This window comes from Acinetobacter sp. CIP 51.11, assembly GCF_000369665.1.
Taxonomy (GTDB): Bacteria; Pseudomonadota; Gammaproteobacteria; order Pseudomonadales; family Moraxellaceae; genus Acinetobacter; species Acinetobacter lwoffii_S.
This window is the reverse complement of the sequence record NZ_KB850129.1, coordinates 414,932-439,055: the sequence shown is the minus strand read 5'-3', so window position 1 is coordinate 439,055 and position 24,124 is coordinate 414,932. Positions and strand designations below refer to the sequence as shown.

Annotated in this window: 17 protein-coding genes and 1 pseudogene; 6 read left to right on the top strand and 12 right to left on the bottom strand. The window is 44.8% G+C overall.

What is annotated here, in order from left to right:
- Nucleotides 1-9 precede the first annotated feature (9 nt).
- From F894_RS05835 to F894_RS05810, 6 genes and pseudogenes are all read left to right on the top strand, one after another.
- Entirely contained in the window at nt 10-1,491 is a 1,482-nt protein-coding gene (locus F894_RS05835) for a TolC family outer membrane protein (protein WP_005246674.1), read from the top strand.
- The gene (locus F894_RS05830; RefSeq protein ID WP_005246672.1) at nt 1,488-3,158 is read left to right on the top strand and encodes an ABC transporter transmembrane domain-containing protein; all 1,671 of its coding nucleotides are present in this window, start codon (nt 1,488-1,490) and stop codon (nt 3,156-3,158) included. The genes F894_RS05835 and F894_RS05830 overlap by 4 nt, the downstream gene beginning before the upstream one ends.
- Nucleotides 3,155-4,343 (top strand): annotated as a pseudogene (locus F894_RS05825) (HlyD family efflux transporter periplasmic adaptor subunit). The gene F894_RS05830 and the pseudogene F894_RS05825 overlap by 4 nt, the downstream one beginning before the upstream one ends.
- Nucleotides 4,344-4,462: 119 nt before the next feature.
- Nucleotides 4,463-5,062 (top strand): IMPACT family protein, encoded by a 600-nt coding sequence (locus tag F894_RS05820; RefSeq protein WP_005246666.1) that lies wholly within the window; start codon nt 4,463-4,465, stop codon nt 5,060-5,062.
- A complete protein-coding gene (locus F894_RS05815; protein ID WP_005246664.1) occupies nt 5,055-5,672 on the top strand; it encodes an acyltransferase in 618 nt (205 codons plus the stop codon). The genes F894_RS05820 and F894_RS05815 overlap by 8 nt, the downstream gene beginning before the upstream one ends.
- 193 nt (nt 5,673-5,865) lie before the next feature.
- Nucleotides 5,866-6,708 (top strand): universal stress protein, encoded by an 843-nt coding sequence (locus F894_RS05810; RefSeq protein WP_004279943.1) that lies wholly within the window; start codon nt 5,866-5,868, stop codon nt 6,706-6,708.
- Between the two features lie 168 nt (nt 6,709-6,876).
- On the opposite strand, the gene F894_RS05805 is transcribed toward F894_RS05810, so the two are convergent.
- From F894_RS05805 to F894_RS05750, 12 genes are all read right to left on the bottom strand, one after another.
- Entirely contained in the window at nt 6,877-7,542 is a 666-nt protein-coding gene (locus tag F894_RS05805) for an O-methyltransferase (RefSeq protein ID WP_004279940.1), read from the bottom strand.
- A 132-nt stretch (nt 7,543-7,674) separates the two neighbouring features.
- A complete protein-coding gene (locus F894_RS05800; RefSeq protein WP_005246661.1) occupies nt 7,675-8,394 on the bottom strand; it encodes a D-Ala-D-Ala carboxypeptidase family metallohydrolase in 720 nt (239 codons plus the stop codon).
- 137 nt (nt 8,395-8,531) lie between these two features.
- Nucleotides 8,532-8,855: a ferredoxin FdxA gene (gene fdxA / locus F894_RS05795; protein ID WP_004279936.1), complete on the bottom strand. Its 324-nt coding sequence runs from the start codon at nt 8,853-8,855 to the stop codon at nt 8,532-8,534.
- A gap of 196 nt (nt 8,856-9,051) precedes the next feature.
- Complete coding sequence (gene mutS, locus F894_RS05790) at nt 9,052-11,685, bottom strand: DNA mismatch repair protein MutS (RefSeq protein ID WP_005246659.1); 2,634 nt, start codon at nt 11,683-11,685, stop codon at nt 9,052-9,054.
- A 335-nt stretch (nt 11,686-12,020) separates the two neighbouring features.
- On the bottom strand, nt 12,021-14,027 hold the full coding sequence (locus tag F894_RS05785) for an esterase/lipase family protein (RefSeq protein WP_034438165.1): 2,007 nt from the start codon (nt 14,025-14,027) through the stop codon (nt 12,021-12,023).
- A gap of 119 nt (nt 14,028-14,146) precedes the next feature.
- A complete protein-coding gene (locus F894_RS05780; protein WP_005246655.1) occupies nt 14,147-15,097 on the bottom strand; it encodes an ABUW_2363 family tetratricopeptide repeat lipoprotein in 951 nt (316 codons plus the stop codon).
- 118 nt (nt 15,098-15,215) lie between these two features.
- On the bottom strand, nt 15,216-16,025 hold the full coding sequence (gene cysE / locus F894_RS05775) for a serine O-acetyltransferase (RefSeq protein WP_004279928.1): 810 nt from the start codon (nt 16,023-16,025) through the stop codon (nt 15,216-15,218).
- The gene (locus F894_RS05770; RefSeq protein WP_004646690.1) at nt 16,025-16,873 is read right to left on the bottom strand and encodes an RNA methyltransferase; all 849 of its coding nucleotides are present in this window, start codon (nt 16,871-16,873) and stop codon (nt 16,025-16,027) included. The genes cysE and F894_RS05770 overlap by 1 nt, the downstream gene beginning before the upstream one ends.
- Nucleotides 16,874-16,910: 37 nt before the next feature.
- The gene (gene dnaE / locus F894_RS05765; protein WP_005246653.1) at nt 16,911-20,483 is read right to left on the bottom strand and encodes a DNA polymerase III subunit alpha; all 3,573 of its coding nucleotides are present in this window, start codon (nt 20,481-20,483) and stop codon (nt 16,911-16,913) included.
- Nucleotides 20,484-20,871: 388 nt separating this feature from the next.
- Nucleotides 20,872-21,567, bottom strand: a complete 696-nt coding sequence (locus F894_RS05760) for a methionine ABC transporter permease (protein ID WP_004279923.1) — start codon at nt 21,565-21,567, stop codon at nt 20,872-20,874.
- Nucleotides 21,564-22,589: a methionine ABC transporter ATP-binding protein gene (locus F894_RS05755; RefSeq protein ID WP_005100878.1), complete on the bottom strand. Its 1,026-nt coding sequence runs from the start codon at nt 22,587-22,589 to the stop codon at nt 21,564-21,566. Before F894_RS05755 ends, F894_RS05760 begins: the two co-directional genes overlap by 4 nt.
- A 76-nt stretch (nt 22,590-22,665) precedes the next feature.
- The gene (locus F894_RS05750) at nt 22,666-23,541 is read right to left on the bottom strand and encodes a MetQ/NlpA family ABC transporter substrate-binding protein (protein WP_005246651.1); all 876 of its coding nucleotides are present in this window, start codon (nt 23,539-23,541) and stop codon (nt 22,666-22,668) included.
- Nucleotides 23,542-24,124 lie beyond the last annotated feature (583 nt).

Genomic DNA, 24,124 nt, shown 5'->3' with positions numbered 1-24,124 from the left:
AGAAGGGGATTGATACTTCTTCTTTTGCCTTTATCTGTGTCTTTAGGGCATGCAGAAAGCTCACCCCATTATTTTACCAATCTCAAGAATAGCTTAGGTCAGCTGATTGCACCCAAACCGACACGATCAGCACACACCATTGATATTACCTCGCTCGGTCATTATTCATTAGATACATCAAAAGTAGCTGAGCTGCCGCAAATTACCCGGCCACAGTCAGGACAATCGGCTTTAAGTTCTACAAGCACAGCCGGCATTCCAAAGACAATGAATCTGGTGGAAGCCGTACACCGGGCAGTGCAACGACGTCCTGAAATCACCCAGAGTATTTCGACATTATCTGCGCAGGCCGCGAATATTGATGTGGCGAGAGCGGGTTATTATCTGCAGTTATCCGGGGGTATCGGGACAGGTGACCTCACTTCCGGTGAACGTGGACAACAAATGGTTTCTTTGAATGCCACCCAGATGCTGTATGACTTCGGCAAAATTAAAACCAATGTAAGTGTGGAAGAAGCGCGATTGGCAGAAGAACAGGCCAAGGTGCTGGTCAGTCTGGATCAGATCGCATTTGAAGTGGCTGATGCAATAGTGAGTATCAAACGCTATCAGCAAATTACCCAGATTGCCCAACAGCAAATTCAGGGCATTGGAAGGATTGCAGAAATTGCCAATTTGCGTGCCCGCGCCGGAATCAGCACTCAGGCCGACCCAATTCAGGCCCAGTCCAATCTGGAAGCAGCGCAATCGAATCTGATTGTTCAGCAGACCCAATTAAGACAATATCAACAACGCTTGCGTACCTTGCTAGGATTTGATGTATCAGCTATTGAATGGGATATTCCTGAGCGTATTGTGGCACAGGCTGATCTTTATCAGGATCCGGAATTTACCCAGATTCCGAACATGATTCTGGCTCATGCCGGGGTTAATGTCGCCCGTTTGCAAAAAGATCAGGCGCGATTAAGTCCTTATCCGACTATTAGTGTTAAAGGCAGTCTAAGTCAGGCGATGAATGGACGGAATCCAAATAATAATGAAGATGATGGATTTTATAATTCAGTCATGATTGAAGCCAGCAGTAATTTGTATAAGGGTGGTGCAACGCGTTCACAGACCCGTGCCGCAAGCTATGCCGAAGAAGCTGCACGAGCACAGGTCAATACGGTCTATCTGGATGTGCTGGATCAGGTGCGCTTGATCCGAGAACAGATTGAAAATAAACAAAAACAAATGGCGGTTTTATCCCAGCGCCGCGCAACCACGGTACGCACCAAAGAGCTGTATCAAGAACAATATAAATTGGGTACCCGAACCGTGGTGGATTTGCTGAATGCAGAGCAAGCCATTCATAGTGCCGCACAGGAAATTGAATCGGAACGCTATGATATTTATTCGGCGATCGTACAGTACATTCAGGTCACGGGCCGTACACGGGATATTTACGCGCTTAACAGCATTTCTATTCAGGGGTTTGAAGTTCAGCCATGAGTACTACAATAATAAATTATCAACCTTGGCTTCAGGCAGTTTTAAATATTGCCCGGCATTACCGGATCGAGCCTTCTGAGGAGCGGATACGCCTGCAACTGGACTGGAACCAGCATCATGACATCGATGACATGCTCAAGATAGTCAGTCGTCAGATGGGTTTAAATGTCCGTAAAAATAAATTTGAGCGCAGCCTGCTGAATCCATGGTGTTTACCTTTACTGGTTGAATTCGATAGTGGTGATGTGGGGGTGATTGAACGCATCGACACACAGGGCAATGTCAGCATCCAGCTCAGTGGTGATGAAGGTTTATCTCAAAGTTTCACGATTGAACAGTTAGAGGTTGGCATAAAGCATCTTTATGTGCTGCGTCCTGAATCTTCAATTCCAGATGCGCGGGTGGATGAATATATCAAACCCTTTGAGAAAAACTGGTTCTGGTCGATTGTCCTGAATGACTGGAAGCGCTATATCGATGTGATGTTTGCGTCTTTAATTGCCAATATTCTGGCACTGGCCACGATAGTTTTCTCGATGAATGTCTATGACCGTGTCATTCCATCGCAATCTATTCCGACGTTATGGGTGTTGGCCGGTGGCGTGCTGATCGCTGCGATTTTTGAATTTGTATTACGTGTCTCGCGGATCTATCTGTCAGACATTATTGGTAAACGTGCGGATTTAAAAATTTCTGACCGGGTTTTTGGTCATTCATTACGGATTAAAAACAGCAAACGTTCCAAATCAACAGGAACCTTTATTTCACAAATTCGTGAGCTGGAAGGCGTCCGCGAACTGGTGACTTCAACCACAGTCACAGCAATTGCCGATCTGCCATTCTTCTTCATGTTCTTAGGGATCTTCTGGGTGATCGGTGGCAATCTGTTCTGGGTCATGCTACTCGTTGTACCCTTAATGATTCTTCCGGGAATTCTGGCGCAGAAAAAATTGGCACAGCTGGCTCAGTTGGGCATGCGCGAATCTGCCATCCGCAATGCCTTGCTGGTAGAAGCTGTACAAGGAATTGAAGACATCAAGCTGTTAAGAGCTGAAACGCGTTTCCAGAACCAGTGGAATCATATGAATGAAGTGTCAGCCGATGTCAGCATGCAGCAACGTAAAATTGTCGGCTTGATGACCGCCTGGACCCAAAAAATTCAGGGACTGACCTTTGCAATTGTAGTCTTGGTCGGGGCTTTTGCGGTGATGGAGGGTGACATGACCACAGGCGCACTGGTGGCCTGTTCGATTCTATCTTCACGCATGCTGGCACCAATTTCACAAATTACCGGTGCACTGGGATTTGTACAGGAGAAAAAAGAAGGGCTGGATCATATCATTTTAGAGGGTGGTGTCGGCTTTTCTGGTGGACAGCGCCAAGCCTTGTTATTGGCGCGGTTGTTGATTCGTCAACCAAAGATTTTGCTACTGGATGAACCGACCGCTGCCATTGATGATGTGTCAGAAAAACAGTTGATTGATCATCTTAAAGGGTATTTAACCCATCGTACGATGATCGTCGCCACTCATCGCCGTGCGGTATTGGAACTGGTGGATCGTATTCTGGTGGTCAATGATGGCAAGATTGTGATGGATGGGCCACGGGATCAGATCCTGAATCAGTCGCAGGGTGGTAATAAGCGGGTTGTGGGAGCAAGTGCATGAGTGAACTACAGCAACTAAAACGTTCCAGCAAGGTCAGCTTTCAGGAACCACCCTTACCCAAATCAAGTGTCATCATCTGGATTATTGGCATTGGCCTATTGGTATTGCTGAGCTGGGCATGGTTGTTCAAGTTGGAAGAAGTATCTACCGGTACTGGAAAAATAATTCCATCATCCAAAGAGCAGGTGATTCAGTCTCTGGATGGCGGTATTCTGACCACACTCAATGTCAAAGAAGGTGAAATTGTCGAGCGTGGGCAAGTATTGGCCCAGCTTGATCCGACCCGCTTTGAATCCAATGTCGGTGAATTAAAATCCTTGCTGGTGTCGTCACGTGCCACCTCAGCCCGTTTGCGTGCGGAAGTCACCGGCGCGCCGTTGGTCTTTCCTGAAGAAGTGTTGAAATATCCAAAACTGGTTAAAGAGGAAACGGCTCTGTATCAGTCGCGTCGTGCCAATTTGCAAGAATCCGTTGCAGGCCTGGAACAGGCTTTGTTACTGGTGCAGCAAGAACTAGAAATGACCGCTCCCTTGGTCGCCAAAGGGGCAGCCAGTGAAGTTGAAGTGTTGCGTCTAAAACGTGAAGCCAATGACCTGCGTAATCAGATGAATGATATCCGTAATCAAATATTATGTGAATGCGCGGCAAGAGCTGTCCAAAGCCAATACCGATGTGGAAACTCAGCAACAGGTGGTGCGTGGCAAGTCGGATACTTTGAGCCGAACTGTTTTTAAATCACCGGTTCGCGGTGTAGTCAAAGAGATTGATGTGATGACGCTGGGCGGCGTGATTCCACAAAATGGCAAGTTGATGACCATCGTGCCACTAGATGAAAAATTACTGGTTGAAGCACGAATTTCGCCGCGTGATATTGCCTTTATTCGCCCTAATCAAGAAGCGATGGTCAAAATTAGTGCCTATGATTATTCAATTTATGGCGGGCTAAACGGTAAAGTGACCATGATTTCACCGGATACCTTGCGTGATGAAGTCAAGCAGGATCAATTTTATTATCGGGTGTATATCCGTACCGACAGCGACAAGCTAAGCAATAATGCCGGGCAGGAATTCAATATTACGCCGGGGATGGTGGCCACCGTGGATATTCGCACAGGTTCGAAAACGGTGATGAATTATCTGATTAAGCCGTTTAACAAAGCCAAAGAAGCCTTGCGTGAACGATAATATCTACTAAGCAAATAAGTAAAACAATCGATTAAAATCAGGCCTCTCCGTGGAGAGGCTTTTTATTTGTCTGTGCAAAGCGGGTATACTGCAGCAGTGAGAGTTTAAAGCCTGAAGTTATGCCATTTACCATTGCCAGTCTGGTCAGTTTTGAGGAAGACATCAAAAAAAGCCGCTTTCAGGCCTTTGCCACCCCTGTTGAAAATGAGCAGGACGTCAAAGATTTTCTGGAGGCTCATCGTGATCCAAGCACCACACATCAATGTTGGGCCTGGAAAATTGGCCATCAGGTACGCTTTAATGATGATGGGGAACCTTCAGGTACAGCGGGACGCCCGATTTTGGCGACCATTGAAGGTAATGAGCTGACCAATGTGCTGGTATTGGTCAATCGCTGGTATGGCGGGATCAAGCTGGGAACAGGGGGCTTGGTACGGGCCTATGGCGGGTGTGCTGGACAATGTTTGTTGTTGGCAGAAAAAATTGAACTGATTGAAAAGAAAAAGGTGCAATTTTCCTGTCAATTCAATGAGTGGGCCATCTTTCAATATGAATTGAATCAGCAGCAAATCGAATATCAGGAAGAATATACAGCCGAAGGTGTACAGGTCAGCGCCTTATTTCAATTACATCAAATTCAACCCTTTGCCTTAAAAATTCAAGATGTGACCCGCGGCAGGGAACAGCTCAAAATCATAGAAGAAGCGACAGATGACTGACGTAGATCCCTTACTGAAATATCGTGAGCAGCACAAACATCGCCTGAATTATATGCCTTGGCTGTACTGGTCCTTAAAGCCGAAAAATCGTGGCTGGGCAGAAGCGTGGCAAAAGGAATATCAGACTTACTTGATGGAAATGGAAACCATCGAGATTGGTGAAAACTGTTTTATTTCACCTCTTGCGCATATTTTCGCGGAGCCGGGACGCAAAATCATCATTGGCGATAATACCTTTATTGCCGCAGATTGCACCTTACATGGCCCACTAGAGATCGGCAATGAAGTGGCGATCAATCATCACTGTATTCTGGATGGCGGTCGAGTAGGAATTAAACTCCATGATCAGGTGCGTATCGCCGCTTATTGTCATCTTTATGCCTTTGATCACGGCATGGATCCCGAGCAGCCAATTTATCAGCAGCCGGTACGTTCGCAAGGCATCGAGATCGGACGGGATGTGTGGCTCGGTGCGCATGTCGGTATCAAGGACGGAATTAAAATCGCAGATCAGGCCGTGGTGGGAATGAACAGTATTGTGACTAAGGATGTCGAGGAGCGTGCGATTGTTGCCGGTAATCCGGCCCAATTCATTCGCTATCGTGAATAAGCTTTTGGAGGTCAATTGCTTGATGCAACAGCCTGACTCAGAAGATAGATCGATATGTTGATCTATATTTGTTCACATAAAAGTTAACATATTTCAAGTCAAGCCTTACAGATTTCGCTGCACATTTTTGAATGCTTATGCTAAGTTAAAAATAACTAAGAAATTTTTATCATAAATAGAAGAGAGGCTAAACATGAAACGTGTCATCGCCTGCATCGACTCATCGCCATGTATAAACGCGCTGGCAGACGCGGCGGCATGGATTGCCAAACAGACTGGCCGTGAACTGGTTCTGTTACAGGTTTTGGATTATTACCCGGCCAGTTATCATCTGGGGGAAATCAGCGGAGTGATTGGCTTTGAAAGTAATGCCATGTTACTGAAAGAACTGGCTGAGCTTGAACAAAAACAAAGTGAAATCGCGCTGGATTATAGCAATAACCTGCTGCAACACATTTCGGAGCGGATTCTGGCAGAACACGGCATTCAAACCACCCATATTCAGGAAAAGGGTGATTTTCTGGAACAAAGCTTTCAGATCCTGCAGCCTGATGATATCGCAGTGATTGGATTACTCGGTGAACGCTCCGCTGAAAAAAACAAACCGATTGGTACCAATGTGGAAAATTTTATTCGTGGGGCAAACTGTACCGTGATGACGGTCGGAGAACAGTTTAAGCCGCCGACACGATTTATTTTCGCCTATGAATATTCACCGACCTGTATCAAGATGATGAAACGGATTGCGGAAAGTGATCTGCTGCGCTTATTGCAATGTCATCTGTTATATATCGGTGATCATGCTGAAATTCTAAATGAACCTTTGCAATATTTAAATCAGGCCGGTTTAGATGTGGTGCCACAATACCGCTATGGCGATGTCGCAGAAAATATTTTGACCTATCAACAGGAACTCGGGATTCAACTGATCGTGTTGGGTGCATTTAGTCACAGTAAAATTCACCAGTTCTTTTTGGGCAGTATTGCGACCACGATTTTCCGGAATTCCAAAGTACCTTTACTGGTTGCGAAGTAAGGATTGCATAAAATAGCCAAGCGCGAAGTCTAATCGTAAATTGTTACAGCTTGATTTAAAAATGACCAGAGTTATCCTCATATATTGTGGATAACTCTGTGGTTAATATTTATAAGTTAATGTTATTTATAATAAATATGTCATTGGGTGATTTTTGTTCTTCTTGTTTTATTTCACAATCGCGAGTGCAAAACCATCATGTCCTTTGCTGCCAACCGTTTGTAAAGCAGTGCATGACAAGATACGTGGATGATTTTGAAGCGCTTTAAACATGTCACGAATGCCTTCAATACTTGGTTTATTATTGTCCGGATTAATGATTTCGCCAGCACGAATGACATTGTCCAGAAAAATAAGTGTACCTGAGTGCGACAGGTTTAAACTGAGCTCCAGATATTCAGGGTAACTCTGTTTATCTGCATCAATAAAGATGAAATCGAAAGCTTCAGTATCTGCAGGCAGGGCTTTAAGCACATCTGCTGCACGGCCGCATTTCAGTTCGACGGTCTGTTTAAGCTGCGCGCGATCAATATTTTCCTGACCCATTGCCGCATGGGTATCACGTCCTTCAATGGTCAGGATATAGCCATCATCAGGCAAGGCACGTGCCAGCCACATGGTGCTATATGCTGCAAATGTGCCGAGTTCCAGTACACGTTTACACTGGTTCATCTGGATTAGCATCTGCAACAACATGCCTTGATTTGGTGCTACAGCCAGATGATCAGGAAAACCGTGCGCTGCGGTATTCTCAAGAGTTTGATTCAGAATGGGGTCTTCAGGAATTAAATGTGAATCAATGTAGTGATCAATGTCTGTCCACATTTGTTGCATAGTCTTAGCACCTTAATTGCGATGCGTGCATTTTAAACTTTTCGCGGCAGAGCGCAATTTATTGTTCTATAGGTGCTGATTTTTTAGGCCCTACAAAGTCCTGAATGAACTTTGTAGGGCGGTTGTCATGACTTAGTAATTACACATCGAGGAATTACGACCCAAACTCGGTCCCCAGGTACGATAACCTTGGGTATCGATGTGGATTTGGCCAGAAGCATACATGCCAAGTCCCATATTCAGACTTTGACCATGCTGTACCCAGAACTGACACAATTTGAACTTGGTATTTTCAATATAGCTATAATCTTGTGCTTGCGGATATTCAGGTCCAATCCGGAAATCGATGGCAGAGTTGTACAGATGGCGTGAAGAATTGGCACCACCGGCACACTGGTTCAAAGGCAGGTCACGATAAACTGATGTGACTTCAAAATCAGTCAGTACATTGGCTGCAACCAGATATTTAAAGACTTTTAAGGTTGGCACCTGATTGGCCCATAATTCACGGCTTGGAATCATGTATTGGGAACGACCACACTTGGCCCAATCACGTGCAGTACGCATTAACTCGAAACTTGGAATGATATTGCCAACCCCATGACGTTCCAGAAAAATCTCATATTCACGCACGCGTGACAAATTATCCAGTGCCGATACCCAGTGGGTATACACATAAGGCACAGTTTTTGGGTGGGCTTTACGATCGTAATGAACACGTTCTTGTGGAATGTAAATCCGTTTTCCAGCAGGTGTGGTGGCCTGTCCAGGTTGTTTTGTGGTCGTGGTACAGCCCACAAAAACCAGAGGAATTATACAAAGACTCAATAATCCCTTTAACAAGTTCTTCATTTATAGAAATCAGATATTTACAAAATAGCGCTATTTTAGACTAAATATAGGGAGAAATTTGGAGAATATTGCAATGAAATGTGTGCGTTGAGTATAAAAAAGATCAGCATTTGCTGATCTTTTAAAGTTTAAACTAATTACTTTTCAAGATATTGTAATTTGTCAGCTTTACCATTCCATTCTTCACGATCTGCTGGCTGGTCACCAATTTGTGTGATATTTGGCCATTTTTGCGACAGGTCAGCATTCAATTCAATAAATACTTCTTGGCCTTCTGGTAATTCATCTTCAGAGAAAATTGCATTCGCCGGACATTCAGGTTCGCATAAGGCACAGTCGATGCACTCGTCCGGGTTAATCACCAGGAAGTTAGGACCTTCATAGAAACAGTCTACAGGGCAAACTTCAACACAGTCTTGATATTTACATTTAATACAATTTTCAGTGACAACGAAGGTCATGGCGACAGCTACCTAAAAAATATGGTTCTATTTACGAATACTGTATTTTAGGCAAAAACAGGGGGAACTAACAATTCCTTTTATTGATATTTGTTATATATAGGGCTGTTAAATTTGAAAAAAGCCGGAATAGGGCTAAATTCAAGTATAAATCAGTGCTAGACCCCATGCGGGATGAGGTCTATGACTTAGAGAATTACCCCGGTTGTTTGAGTAAATCTTTTAGTGCATATAATTGTGCTAAGGCTTCGCGTGGAGTTAAACTATCTACATCAATATCTTCGAGTAAGTCTAGTGCAGGCGATTCTTTCTCAATTTCGATGATGCGTTCTATAGGCTCTATCATTTCAGGTATGGCAAACAGATCGTGCTGCGGACTCAGTGGCTTGGCCTGATGCTGCTTTTCCAGAATCTTTAAGCGGTTTTGTGCTTCTTTAATCACCGCAGCCGGAATGCCTGCTAATTTCGCGACTTGCAAGCCATGACTCTGGCTGGCCGGGCCATGTTGCACCTTATGCAATAAAATCAGATTGCCATTCAGCTCTTTAGCCGTGACATGGTAGTTATCAATGGCATTTTCCTTATCCAGTTCAGTCAGTTCGAAATAATGCGTAGCGAATAGACACAAACATTGAATGCGTTTCGTCAGATCTAGCACACAGGCCCAAGCCAACGACAAACCATCATAGGTACTGGTTCCACGGCCGACTTCATCCATCAGTACCAAAGATTGGCTGGTGGCATGGTGCAGGATTTGCGAGGTTTCGGTCATTTCCACCATAAAGGTCGATTTTCCTGTCGATAAATCATCGGCAGAGCCAATACGGGTAAAGACACGGTCAACCGGACCTAAAGTTGCAGCTTGCGCTGGAACATAGGCGCCGCAATAAGCCAGCAACACGATCAATGCAGTCTGGCGCATAAAGGTGGATTTACCCCCCATGTTGGGACCGGTAATAATCGCCATCCGATGGGAAAAATCTAGTCGCGTATCGTTCGGGGTAAAGGCCGTTTTACTGAGGGCTTCTACCACCGGATGTCGTCCGGCAGTGATACTTACGCCAACCTCAGGGCTGAATTTTGGACGCGACCAGTTGCGTAAACGTGCCTGATGGGCAAAGTTTGCCACCAGATCAATCTGGGCAATGGCACTGCTCATCATCTGTAAATTGCCGATATCCTGACGTAATTCATCCAGCAGCATTTCAAACAGCATTTTTTCACGCGCCAGAGCACGGGATTCACTGGATAAAACCTTATCTTCAAAGGCTTTCAGTTCAGGTGTGATATAGCGTTCAGCATTTTTCAGAGTCTGACGGCGGATATAGTGCTCGGGTGCCTGTTCGGCCTGAGCACGTGAGAGTTCAATATAATAACCACTCACTCGGTTATAACCAATTTTCAGTCCCGGAATTCCGCTGGCTTCACGTTCTTTAATTTCCAGATCAATCAGGAACTGGCTGGCGTGATCACGAATCTGACGTAATTCATCCAGTTCACTATCAAAGCCTTCGGCAATCACATTCCCATCACGCAGCAATACCGGCGGATTTTCTACGATGGCAGACATCAAGCGTTGATGCAGGCCATGGAAATCTCCGAGTTCTTCATTTAGCTGGATTAATAGCTCAGACTGTTGTTGACTGACAATCGGCTGTAGGGCATGGCGTAAAAATGGAATTTGCGCACAGGCCTGACGTAGTTGTACCAGATCCCGCGGTCGGGCACTGCCCAAAGCAATTCGGCTCAGGACACGTTCAATATCGCTAATTTCCTTAAGTACCAAACGTACAGGTACTTCATGGAAACCTTGTAGCAGGGCCTGGATGGCATCTAAACGTTCATCCAGCAAGGCAGTGTCACGCAAAGGCTGCATCAGGGTGCGACTCAGCAAGCGTCCACCCATAGCCGTCTGGCAATCATTAATTAACTGAAACAGTGAAGTACCATGCTCAAATAAAGGCTCAATCAGTTCCAGATTGCGACGCGTCACTGGATCTAGGGCAATAAAGTCGGAACTCTGTTCTAGCTGAATCGAACGAATATGTGGTAAAGCGGTTTTCTGGGTTTCTTTTGCATAGTGAATCAGTGCCGCAGCCGCTGCTTTAGCCAACGGCAAATGATCAATCCCGAAACCGGAAAGTGTGCTGACGGCAAACTGGTCGCACAAGGTTTTTTGTGCATTGTTCAGGTTAAAATCGACATCGGGACGTTTGGTGACCGAGATATCCAGTTGCTGTTTGAGTTGTTCGGTCAATGTTGGATCAGCGATATTTTCATCCAGCAGAATTTCGCTTGGCATCAAACGCGCCAGTTCAATCATGAGCTGGTTAAGATCATAATCCTGCTGCTGGACTTTAAATAAGCCGGCGCTGAGATCGAGAAGTGCAATGCCGATTTGATTCTGCTGAATACATAAAGCTACCAGATTCGAACTCTGATGTGCACCGAGCATAGCATCATCGGTCAGGGTGCCCGGTGTAATAATTCGCACCACACCACGCTCAACCGGTCCTTTCCCAGTAACCTCGCCGATCTGCTCGCAGATCACCACGGTTTCGCCTTTTTTGACCAGACGTGCCAGATAGCCTTCGGCTGCATGATAAGGCACACCCGCCATAGGAATCGGCTGACTATTGGCTTTACCGCGATGGGTCAGGGTAATGCCTAAAATCTTGGCTGCCTTGTGTGCATCTTCAAAGAACAGTTCATAAAAATCACCCATACGATAAAACATCAATGAATGCGGATGCTGCATTTTCACCGACATGTATTGCTGCATCATGGGCGTTAAGGTAGAAAGATCAGCCATAATTTCTGAACTGGTCATTAAAAATAAATCCTTTCAACAAGAGATAAATGCAAATACTGCTCAATAGGCTATGCAGGAAAATTTAAAGCACGTTTTCAATCTGGCCAATCCCAAATGATTGAGCGCAGGGAATCGAAAATGTGAAATGAATCTGCTGATTCAATTCAGCTTTAAAGCTGTATTGCAGCAAGTCTATCAAATTTAATTTTTAGAAAGAAATGAAATTCCAGATGAATCTTTAAGTCAGCGCTCAGATCTGTCGCTATGGCTTCTTATTCAGCATTATTTGCAATTTTTAAAAATAAACCACCGGATGCGAACATGCGGTGGTGAGTCTAAATCAAGACGATAGTTTATTCCGGATCATAAAGACCAAGATCGGTCAGATGTAATCTGAGAATCCGGCGTAATTCTAGTACGGCTTCAGGCGTTTCCTGAATCGAGTGTCCGCCCTTAATCACTTTGCTAGATACTGCACCTTCCAAGTAAGCACTTTCGTATGAAACGATATCATCACTCATGAGCTTGGTATCTTGAGTATCTACGGTATTGCCGATAATAGAATGAAATTTGATGTTTTTAGAAGGCTGAATATCCTCAGTTAATGCAGTAAATTTTGAATTTTCACTGAGATCACTCGGACCATTTTGAATCAGGTCATGCCCCAGTTCTTTGACAAATTCGTTTAACCCAATCTGGCCTTGCAGGGTATCGGCAAAGGCACCCAAAAATGCACCCGGTATACGGATAATTTTACGGGCCAGTTTGGTATGCCAGCGGTCGGCATATTCTGTCCCACGATGCGGAGTTGCTAAGAAAATGGCCCGGGTGAAATTTGGAATAGGCTGCATTTGCAGGCGTGCTTTAAAGAGCGGGTTATCCTTAAACTGTGCAATGCGGGTATTTTGTACCAGCTTGAATGCATCTTGGGTAATATCGGCTTGACTGACCATCAAACGGGCAATCACACCTCCCATACTGTGTCCGACCAGTACCGCATCTTTTTTGGCTGGTGCATTATTCGCAACCCGGGCAAAGCCTTGCTGAACCAGTGCATTAATTTGAAAACGGCTTTCCAGAATCGGCATATTGGTAGAATAAAATACCTGCCAGACCTGGAAATTTTCTCTTAATACCGGATCACCCATAATGTCGTTGGTCAGACGAATCCAGGCTTCAGGACTACTGGCCAAGCCATGAATCAATACCAGCACTTTCTTGTCCGGATTATAAGGTTCCAGCATGTACAGATGCGGCATGCTCAGACTGTCTTCGCGATTAATCAGGGTTAGATAGGCTAAACGCCCCAGATTGTTCTCGGCCAGCCATAAGCCGTAAGGTGCGGAAAAGTTGGCGGCCAGCGCATATTCTTTCGAAGCCACTTTGATCTTTTCATGTTTATAAGGATCATAGAGTTTCAGGTGAAACTCAGAGCTAGAGAGAATCTGTTCGGTCGAATTCGCGGATTTGGGTACAGCGGTAATGGTGGTCGCCAGATAGCGGGCTGAATGAATATTTGGATTGATACCATTTGGATAGTTATGCTTGAGCGGATCGACAATATATTTTTTATCCTGCTCGGTTTGCTGTGCTTCAGGTAAGACCACTAAAAATTCTGAACCAAAACCATCACGGCGGGTGATAGAACGCAGGCCGGAAAAGTTCATGTTATAGGTGGACATCAGCTGTTCAATGGTCTGGTTTTTCAGCTGCGGAAAATTTTCCAGATCAATGGTGTATACACTGTCACCGACCTGAATGCGCTGGCCGGACTGTTTGGCTTCATAACGTTCAGCATAGCGTTGAATCAGATGAGCAATCGCCAGGTTATAAAAGTCACGAATCTGGACCTGGCGGTTATCAAAAATACGCTCTTGCGGCGCACGCTCGGTTTTAAATAGATAGGCATAGCTATAACGAATGCTTTTATCCAGCATAGTGAGCTGCTGATCCAGACATTTCTGGATGTTCTGCTTGTGTTGTTGCTGTTTTTCCGGTGATCGGGTTTTGTTTAAAATTCCGGTGTTGCATTCAGCAGACTTGGCATTTTGTAAGGAGTTGGCTAGATATAATTCACTTGCTGTAGAAAGCAATTGTTCATCTAAAATTTGGGGAATACTTTTCAGATCTTCCACACATTCTTCGGGCTGATCAATACAGATCTGGGCTTCACGACCTGTCATGGACAACACATTCAGGCTGGCTTCACTGAGCTTGTCGCGGGTCAAGATACTGTCACGCTCATTGTTCAGCGTGACATTAATGGCCTGTTCCTTAACACTGACCACCTGACAGCCGCTGAGTACGCTGGTGATGAGTAAAGTGCACAGCATTAATCTTTTATTTATTTTTTCGTGCATAAAACTTTTCACTGAATTCAAGTTATAAAGCGGGATAATGTTTTGTATTTTACTAATTTTTTTCCATAAAAATAGACCGCCGTAGCAGTCTATTTGTAATCAAATTGAAGCGAATCTTGTTATGGCGTTACAGGTGCTGTTGCTGGCTCTGCAACCGGAGCAGGTGTTGAGCTTTGCAGAATTTGCCAAACATTCCAGCGGCCGTTTTTCTCAATTTCCTGAATCAGGCGGTCCGCCACTTCAGCTTCTTGCGGATATTTCACCTTATAGTTCGTCAAGGTTTGAGTGGCATTTTTCTTCTGTTCCAATGCAATATAATTATTGGCTGCAGAAAGATAAGCCTCCTGAACGCCAGCTTTCATGGCTTTGTCCAGATAAGCGATGGCTTCACGTTGACCACCGCCTTCAGACAGACCAAAACCAAACCAGAAGTTGACCTCAGGATCATCTGGATTAATTTTGAGAATACGCTGGGCATAGGTCAGGGAATTGGTGGTATAAACTGAACCCAGATCCAGGTTACGTGCCATCACGCTGGCTTTAAAAGCACGCATCAACACATCAAAAGAGGCATTTGGACGGGCCGCTAAAGTATCCAGTTGTCGGGTGACTTCACGTAGTTTGGCTTCAAAGCCACGGCGTTCCTGACGATCGCTGAAACGTGGTGGATAATGACGTGCCTTACCTTCGACCATTTGCAGGAAATCGTCAATTTCGGTGATATCGATTTCATTTGAATTGGCAAGTGCTGCATAACGCATTGCACGGGTATTGCTATCTACCACTGGAATAATCAGTTTATTCACATCTAGGGTCAATTGCTTGGATGGATCATTAGGATCCGTCACCACCATCTTGGTTACAGGCTGGGCTGCAGCTTTTTTCAAATGCACTTCAAATTCAGGCGGTTCATTATAATTGAATGGATTTAAAGCATAAAATGGTGGGCTCAGTTCAGGCTCTACAAAAACCACTTGATCTATAGGTTTCTCAGCAGATTTCTGAGGAGTGGTCGAACACGCAGTAATTGTGAATGCTAAGCAAGCAAGTGCCAAGGGCTTAAAGGTCATAATAGTCATCCATTCTGTTATTTTTTAAAACATCTATTCAAAAATTGCATGATCGTCAGTCTATGAAAAGTATAACGATCATGCAAGTAAACCCGTGTTACAGAGTGAAGTGTGATATTCAGGCTTTGGATTGGCTGGTTTGCGCTTCACATTCACGGCGCGCTTCTTCCAGAATCTCCAACTCTTTTTTGCTCAAAGGCTGGCCATCCTGTTGCTGTTTGTTAAAGGTCGGATCTAACAAAGAAAGACGATTGCACAAGTTGTTCATGCGTTTTTCATTTTGCTGAATACGATCCAGCAAAATCCGCATGCCTTCAAGAATCGGATCAGACTGGTCTTCAGTTGCTGCATAGGGCTGGAAACCGATGCTTTCTGCATAGTCACGACGACGCGCTTCAGCATCATCTTTGGGTTTGTCTTTGGTGATAAAACGTGCCGGGTTGCCCACAGCTGTGGCGTTTTCAGGAACCGCTTTGGTAACGACCGCATTAGAACCGACTTTGGCATTTTTACCTACGGTAAATGGCCCAAGAATCTTGGCACCGGCACCGACTACTACGCCATCTTCTAGGGTTGGATGACGTTTACCTTTGTTCCAGGTCGTTCCACCCAAAGTCACGCCGTGATAAAGCGTCACGTCATCGCCAATTTCAGCAGTTTCGCCAATTACGACACCCATACCGTGATCGATAAAGAAACGGCGGCCAATTTTTGCACCCGGATGGATTTCAATGCCTGTGGCAAAGCGGCTAAACGAAGACAACGCACGCGCAGTTCCTTTACAGTCTTTGTTCCATAGCTCATGTGCCATGCGATGCATGATCAGCGCATGAATGCCAGGGTAAGTGGTTAAGACTTCTAAGGTATTGCGTGCTGCAGGATCGCGCGCAAAGACAGCTTGTATATCTTCTTTGAGCTGTTTTAGCATTAGATTTGATCCTCGTCCTGTGATGATGTGTGTGAAGATTTTTTCCAGGTACCGTTATTCAATGCCTGAACACGGCTGAAAATACCACGAAGTAAGTGATATTCCATACGATCTAATTGTATACGTCCGAAGAGACGACGCAAGCGTAAAGGCAATAATCTTGGATTTTTTGGATCCATAAATTCAATTTCTGCCAGCATTTTTTCCAAGTGCGGATAGAACTGTTCCATCTGCGCATGATTGACTAAAGGTTCATCCCATTCCATTTCAATGCCATCAATGACTTGCATGGTCGCTTTAGCATCACGTGGCTGTTCAATTTGACTCATCGTTGCCATGCGCATCTCATAGCAGATCACCTGAATCGCCTGAGCTACATTCAGTACGCCATAATCAGTATTCACAGGAATAGTCAGATGATAATTGGCCATCGCCAGTTCTTCATTGGTCAGACCACGGTCTTCACGGCCAAATAGAATCGCGACTTCCTGCTGATTTTGTACCACGGCGGACATGGCTTTTTCAGCGGCAGGGCGCACATCTAACAGCGGCCAGGGAATGGTACGGCTACGTGCGCTGGTACCGAATACAATCTGACAGTCTTTAATGGCATCTTCAAGGGTTTCTACAATCTCGATCTGCTCGATCAGGTCAGTTGCACCCGCGGCCAGCGCGTCAATATCCGGATGCGGATAGGTTTTCGGTGCCACCAGAACCAGCTTGGACAAGCCCATGGTTTTCATGGCACGTAAGGCACTGCCGATATTGGCAGGTAAAGTGGTATTGACCATGACAATACGCACATGGGAGAGATGTGCTGAAACAGCAGCATTGTCAATTTGACTCATGAGGATTCCAATTTTAAGGTGTTTTAAAGATCAGGATTTATGAATATTGCGGCTGGGATTCAGCCTGATACAGCTCCAGTGCATCATCCATGCTCATGCCCGCAGGCGGCGGAGGAATATCCACCGGCTTGGCCTGTTCATAGGACACGGCTTTGGCAGCTTTGGACTTGACCTGATACTCAATATGCAAGGCTTCTTTACCAAAATAGTCACGCAATTTGGCTAAGAGCTCATCCAGTGGGGCGACTTTCCAGTTGAGACCCAGATGCAGTTCAGTCGTGGCATACGGATAGTCCAGATACAGAATCACCGGAATATGTGCTGACATATCGACATTGCAATAAGGAGTCAGAATCTGCTGCAGGTCACGGCTCAAGCTCTTGCTGAAATGCTCGGCTGTGAGAGTAATCTTGATGCTATTGGCACGTTTCTGACGAATTTCATTCAGGCTAAATGCTTTGGTGAGACGTCCCATCGGACGGTCAAAGCCTTCACGCTCATAGATTTCGCCTTCAATCACCACCACTTTATCGAGCTGGATAATCTCTTTAAAGCGGTTGAAGCGTTCGTGATTGGCTGAAATCTCAATCCGTGCCGTACCATCATCCAGTGTCATCATCATCCGGTTCGGGAAATTGGCAATATCCACCACCAGTCCTGCAAACACGGTGGTCACGCCACGGCGTGTCGGCGTCAGCTCATTGAGCTGACTAGGTACAAAGGCTTTCAGTTCATTGCGATACACATCAATCGGGTGGCCAGTCAGATACAGGCCAAGCGTGTCTTTTTCACCTTTCAGGCGAACTTCATCCGCCCAAGGTTTGACCGGTTTAGATGGCTTGCGCTGAACTTCTTCTACTTCGCCAAACAGGTCCATGATGCCGGTTTCACGATTGGAACGTGCCTGTTCCGCAGCTTGAACCGCTTCAGGCAGTTGTGCCATCAGGTCGGCACGGTCAATGCCTAAGCAATCCAGTGCACCTGAACGAATCAGTGCTTCCAGAGTACGCTTATTGATTTTTTTTAGGTCAATACGATGACAGAAATCAAACAAGTCACGGAATGGACCTTCTTGCGCACGCGAGTCAATCACCGACTGCATCGCCGCTTCACCAACGCCTTTAATCGCCCCCAGACCATAGACAATGGTTTGCTCATCGATAGCATGGAATTGATACAGCGACATATTCACTGACGGTGGCAAAACTTCCAGATTATTCTTGCGACAGTCATCAATCAGGAATACCACGTTGTCGGTGTTCTGCATCTCCGAGGTCAATACCGCAGACAGGAATTCTGCCGGATAATGCGCTTTCAGCCATGCAGTTTGGTAGGCAACCAAAGCATAAGCAGCCGCATGCGATTTGTTAAAACCGTAGCCGGCGAACTTTTCCATATAGTCGAAGATATGGTTGGCCGTGGCTTCATCAATGTCTTTTTTCGATGCACCTTCAATAAAGATCTGGCGCTGTTTGACCATTTCTTCCGGTTTTTTCTTACCCATGGCACGACGTAACAAATCCGCGCCGCCGAGGGTATAGCCGGCACAGTACTGTGCAGCCTGCATTACCTGTTCCTGATACACCATAATCCCATAAGTGGGTTCTAGTACGCCTTCAAGCAAGGGATGCAGATATTCAAAATCGCCACCATGCATCCGGTGAATAAAGTCAGGAATCAGATCCATCGGACCTGGACGGTACAGTGATACGAAAGCAATAATTTCTTCAAATTTGCTTGGGCGTGCCTCTTTCAGCATCTTTTTCATGCCCACGGATTCAAACTGGAATACCGCAGTGGTGTTGGCATTGGCAAAGACCAAATACGCGTCTTTATCTTCAAGCGGGATATAGGCAATGTCTAAAGGCTTGTCAGATTTGATGCGTTTATTGATATTTTTAACCGCATCTTCAATCACCGTCAGGTTACGCAAACCCAAGAAGTCAAACTTCACCAGACCTGCAGATTCGACATCGTCTTTATCGAACTGTGCCACGCGTCCGGTACCATCGGCATCACACATGACCGCAGAGAAATCGGTAATTTTGGTTGGCGAGATCACCACACCACCGGCGTGTTTACCGGTGTTTCGGGTAATACCTTCCAGTTTCAGTGCCATTTCCCAGATTTCGGCTGCATCGTCATGGTCTGGATTGGATGGATTGGTGACGATATCTTTAAGCTGGGGTTCAGCTTCTAGTGACTCAAGCAGGCTTAGACCTAAAGGCTTGGTCGGAATCATTTTCGAGATACGATCCGCCAAGCCATAAGATTTACCCAAAACGCGGGCAACATCACGAATCGCACCTTTGGCCGCCATAGTGCCGAATGTTGCAATCTGGGAGACCGCATCACGGCCATAGGTACGTGCTACATAGTCAATCACGCGGTCACGGCCTGCGATACAGAAATCGACGTCGAAGTCGGGCATAGAAACACGTTCCGGGTTCAGGAAACGTTCGAACAGCAGTTCATAACGCAGCGGGTCAAGATCGGTAATTTTTAAGCTATAGGCGACCAGTGAACCTGCACCCGAACCACGGCCCGGACCGACCGGAACGCCGTTACTTTTCGACCACTGAATGAAGTCCATCACGATCAGGAAGTAGCCCGGGAATCCCATCGAGTTAATGATGTTAATCTCGTATTCGATACGCTCATCATAAGGCTTGCGGATTTCTGGCCAGTCTTCATCACGTTGTTCAGGCGGATACAGGAAATTCAGGCGTTCTTCCAGACCTTCTTTGGACAAGTGTGCAAAGAAGGTATCAATGGTATGACCTTCAGGAATCGGATAATCAGGCAGGAAGTATTTGCCCAGTTGCAGCGTCACATTACAGCGTTTGGCAATGTGATAGGTGTTCTCAATCGCAGATGGAATATCCGAGAACAGCGCCGTCATTTCTTCAGCAGATTTGAAATATTGTTCAGGTGAATAGGTTTTAGGGCGGCGGTTGTCACCAAGCACATAACCATCTGCAATACATACCCGTGCTTCATGCGCTTCATAATCTTCACGGGTCATGAAATGCACATCATTATGTGCGACCACACCGATATTGTATTTTTTTGCCAGCTTAACGGCTTCCAGAATAAAGTTATCTTCATCCGGACGATTGGTACGGGTCAGGGCAAGATAAACACGATTACCAAATTTTTCGACCCATTCTTCTAGCAGCGGTTCCGCTTTTTGCGGATTTGAACTCATCAGCATTTTGCCGACATCGGAATGCATGCCGAGCAGGGCAATCATGTCCTCAGGCTGATTTAAAATCCATTGTTTTTGAACGCAGGGAATATCCAGTTGCTGGCCACTGATAAAGCCTTCAGATACTAATTCAGTCAAATTACGCCAGCCGGTATTGGTCATGGCCAATAAGGTCATGCGATGTTCGGCATCATTCAGGCGAATTTCAGAACCCAGAATCGGCTTGATGCCTTTGCTCAGACATTTGCCATAGAACTTGACGGCAGCATGCAGGTTAGAAAGATCCGTGAGCGCAAGGGCAGGCATCTGTTCTTCTTCGGCAGCTTTGACCAAGTCAGGTATCCGTACGATGGATTCAGTAATCGAAAATTCTGTATGAATACCAAGATGAACAAAGTGCATAGATGAGTCCCTGCTAAAACCATTGAATAGTTTAACATGGGATTTATTGTTTCAGTTTGAAATTGAGGGGAAATGGCTAACTTTTAGGTCAAGTTTGAATTTGATTTTTTAAGCTGATTATTTAGTTAGTTGTTAGAAGATATTTTCTTTTACTTTTGACGGGACAAAAGTAACAAAACCCCTTTGTTGATCTGATGGCACTTCCTGAGCAAGCTTTAAGCATTGCTTTAAAGCTTGTGCAAGACAGAACAACGGCAGCATCCATGTCGCCGTGGCACGTATCAAATAGTTGCAGGACTTTACTTTGAAATAATGAGAAAGGGATCGTAAGTATTAAAAACAATAAAACCCTCTTTTTAGAGGGCTTTATTCATACATAAAAACTAGCTTAACGAAGTCGGGATAACCAGTCACCGAGGCTTTGTACAATCTGCACTAGAATCAGTAATACAATCACCGTCATGATGACTACAGAGGTATCAAAACGCTGATAACCATAAGAAATCGCTAAGTCACCAATACCACCCGCACCGACAGCACCGGCCATTGCCGTTGCACCAATCAAACTGATGGTAGCAGTAGTCAAGTTTAGAATCAGTGAGCTACGCGCTTCCGGCAGAATAAACTTAAAGATAATTTGCATTGGCGTCGCGCCCATCGCTTGGGCAGATTCGATAATACCTTCATTCACTTCGAGTAAAGAGGTTTCAATCAGGCGACCAATGTATGGGCCGACATAAATGGTCAATGGAACAATCGCTGCCCAGGTCCCAATCGATGTGCCGACAATTAACTTGGTCAGTGGAATCACCGCAATCAGCAAGATAATAAATGGCAATGAACGTAGCGCATTCACAATCGGATTGAGACCGTGATAAATCACACGATTCGGCAGAATCCCATTCGGACGGGTCACCAGTAGAGTAATCGCCTGAATGAAGCCCCAGATACAGCCAAACAGCATCGCGAAGAACACCATATGAAAGGTTTCTTGCAATGCTGTCACAAACTGATCTATCGACAGGGAGCTTTTCCAGAACGGCGCAGTGATCGTTGTCAGCCACTGTACAATTAAATCTCTCATGCCTGTACTCCCGCCTGATCGACTTGTACGCCGTGTTGTTCAAGGAATTTTATTGCTGCTTGAATTTCTTGTGCATCACCCAGTAGCTGAATAAACATCTGGCCAATCACCGTGCCATTAATTTCGGTCATATTGGCAAACAGAATATTTAAACTGATATCAAACTGTTTAATCACCGCTTGAATCACGGTTTCCTGTGCCGAGCTACCAAGGAATTTCAGGCAATAAATACTGTTGTGATTCTGGTTTTCCAGATTATTCAGAATATTGACTGGTAAATGCTGCTGTAATACGGTCTGAATAAAATTCTTGGTCGTCGGGTGCTGGGGCTGACTGAATATTTGTAAGGTACTGCCGGTTTCAATCACATCACCTTTTTCCATCACGGCGACATAATCACACACGGTTTCAATTACATCCATTTCATGGGTAACCATAACAATGGTGATGCCTTGTTCTTCATTAATTTTTTTAAGTAGCTGTAGAACAGATTTGGTGGTTTGTGGATCAAGTGCAGAAGTCGCTTCATCACAGAGTAAAATTTTTGGATGATTGGCAAGGGCGCGGGCAATACCGACACGCTGCTTTTGACCGCCAGACAATTCATCTGGAAAAGCATGACGTTTATGTTTCAGGTCAATAAAGTCTAATAATTCTTCGAGGCGTTTTTCCCGTTCTGCCTTGCTCCAGCCCAAGAGTTTCATTGGCATTTCGATATTGGCTGCCACGGTTTTAGTTTGCATTAAATTGAAATGCTGGAAAATCATGCCGATGCTGGCACGTTCTTGACGCAATGCTTTGGCATCAAGTGCGGTAAAGTCTGTTCCGTTAATGATAATCCGGCCTGAGCTTGGGCGCTCAAGCAGGTTGATCAGACGGATGAGGGTGCTTTTACCGGCACCACTATAACCGATGATGCCAAAAATACTGCCGGTTGGAATCTGAAGATTAATCTGATTCAAGGCATGCAAGGTTTGACCCTTAAGCTCATACTGTTTTGAAATATCTTTAAATTCAATCATAGTGTCAAAAACTGCATCACGGATAAAAAAACAGGCAAGAAATCGTCCTTGCCTGTTCTAAAAGTCTATTATAGTACTATTTTGTTTCAGTTAAATACGTCACAGGTTTGTTTACCGCAACTTTAGTACCACCAAAATGCTCATCAACATATGCTTTTACTGCTGGCGTATGATACAACGCACCCACTTTTTGCAGCACAGGATCATTTTGACGATCTGCTGCAACCGCTAATACGTTGACGTTCATTTTTGTGCTTTGATCAATCGGCTCATAGTAAATCGCATCTTTAAGAACGTTTAAACCGCCTTCCATTGCCAGGGTATTGCCCAGCACAATCGCATCCACTTCGTCTTTTACACGTACCGCAGTCGCCATCTGAATTGGCTTGATCACGATCTGTTTTGCATTTTCAGTCACATCCGAAGTTGTGCCTTTAACATTGTCGAAACCAGCTTTTAATTTAACCAGACCTGCCGATTGTAAAAGCAATAATGCACGTGATTCGTTTGCGCCGTCATTTGGAATGGCAATGGTCGCACCAGTTTTAAACTCGTCCAGAGATTTTACTTTGCTTGAGTAAATCCCCATTGGCTCTAAATAAGTGGTAGATAGAGGTGCAATTTTGGCTGTGTTGGCATCGTTATAAGCAACCATATAGGCATAAGACTGGAATGCATTCACATCAATTTCTTTGTTGGCTACTGCTGTGTTCATCGACACATAGTCAGTGAAATTTTTCACATCAAGTTTGATACCGGCTGCTTTGGTTTCAGGCAGGGTCGCGATATAACGCCATACGTCTGCATCTGAACCGGTCGAAGCCATAGTTACAGTTTGAAGACCATTTGCATCTTTAGTTTGCGCTGCATCAGTGGCAGGCGCTTCCTGTTTACCACACCCAGTTAAAGTCAATACAGAGGCACTCAAGATAACGCCAAGTAACTTTTTCATGAAATTGTCCTAATTCTATTCTTGCCTAGAGTATAAGCATTTTTAAATCGTGTTAAATAAGAGTTTTATTACGATCTAAGTAGGTGGCTTGATCATTGCTAAGGAGGGCTTGAGATCAGAAGATGCAAGCGTGCAGCAACAGTTCTGATGAACTTGATCAAGTCAGAGGCAGCCCAAATCTGATGTACTTGATCTATTTTGGAGAGAGAAAATAGATATTTTATAAGTACATGGAAAGGTTTAGGGGCTCTGAAGTTGTGGATATCATAGCAATAAATCTATATTCGATATACTGGATAAAAAAGCCTTGCTTATCTCTTTAGTCGAATATAAAAAAGATCTTTTAAAGAAAATATTAATTAAAACAATATATTATTTATATTGAAAATATGGCTTTAATAGATATGTCTAAATACTGATCTTTATAAGATTTTGTAAGATAGAAATATAAAAAATGCATATAGCTAAATTAAAGAAAATATCTGATTTTTGGCAAATTAAGAAAATTCTATCATTAACGAGATAAATCTTTCCTTTATATTAACTAAGCTTAGTATCTGATCTTGGTCTTCTCAGGTCATGA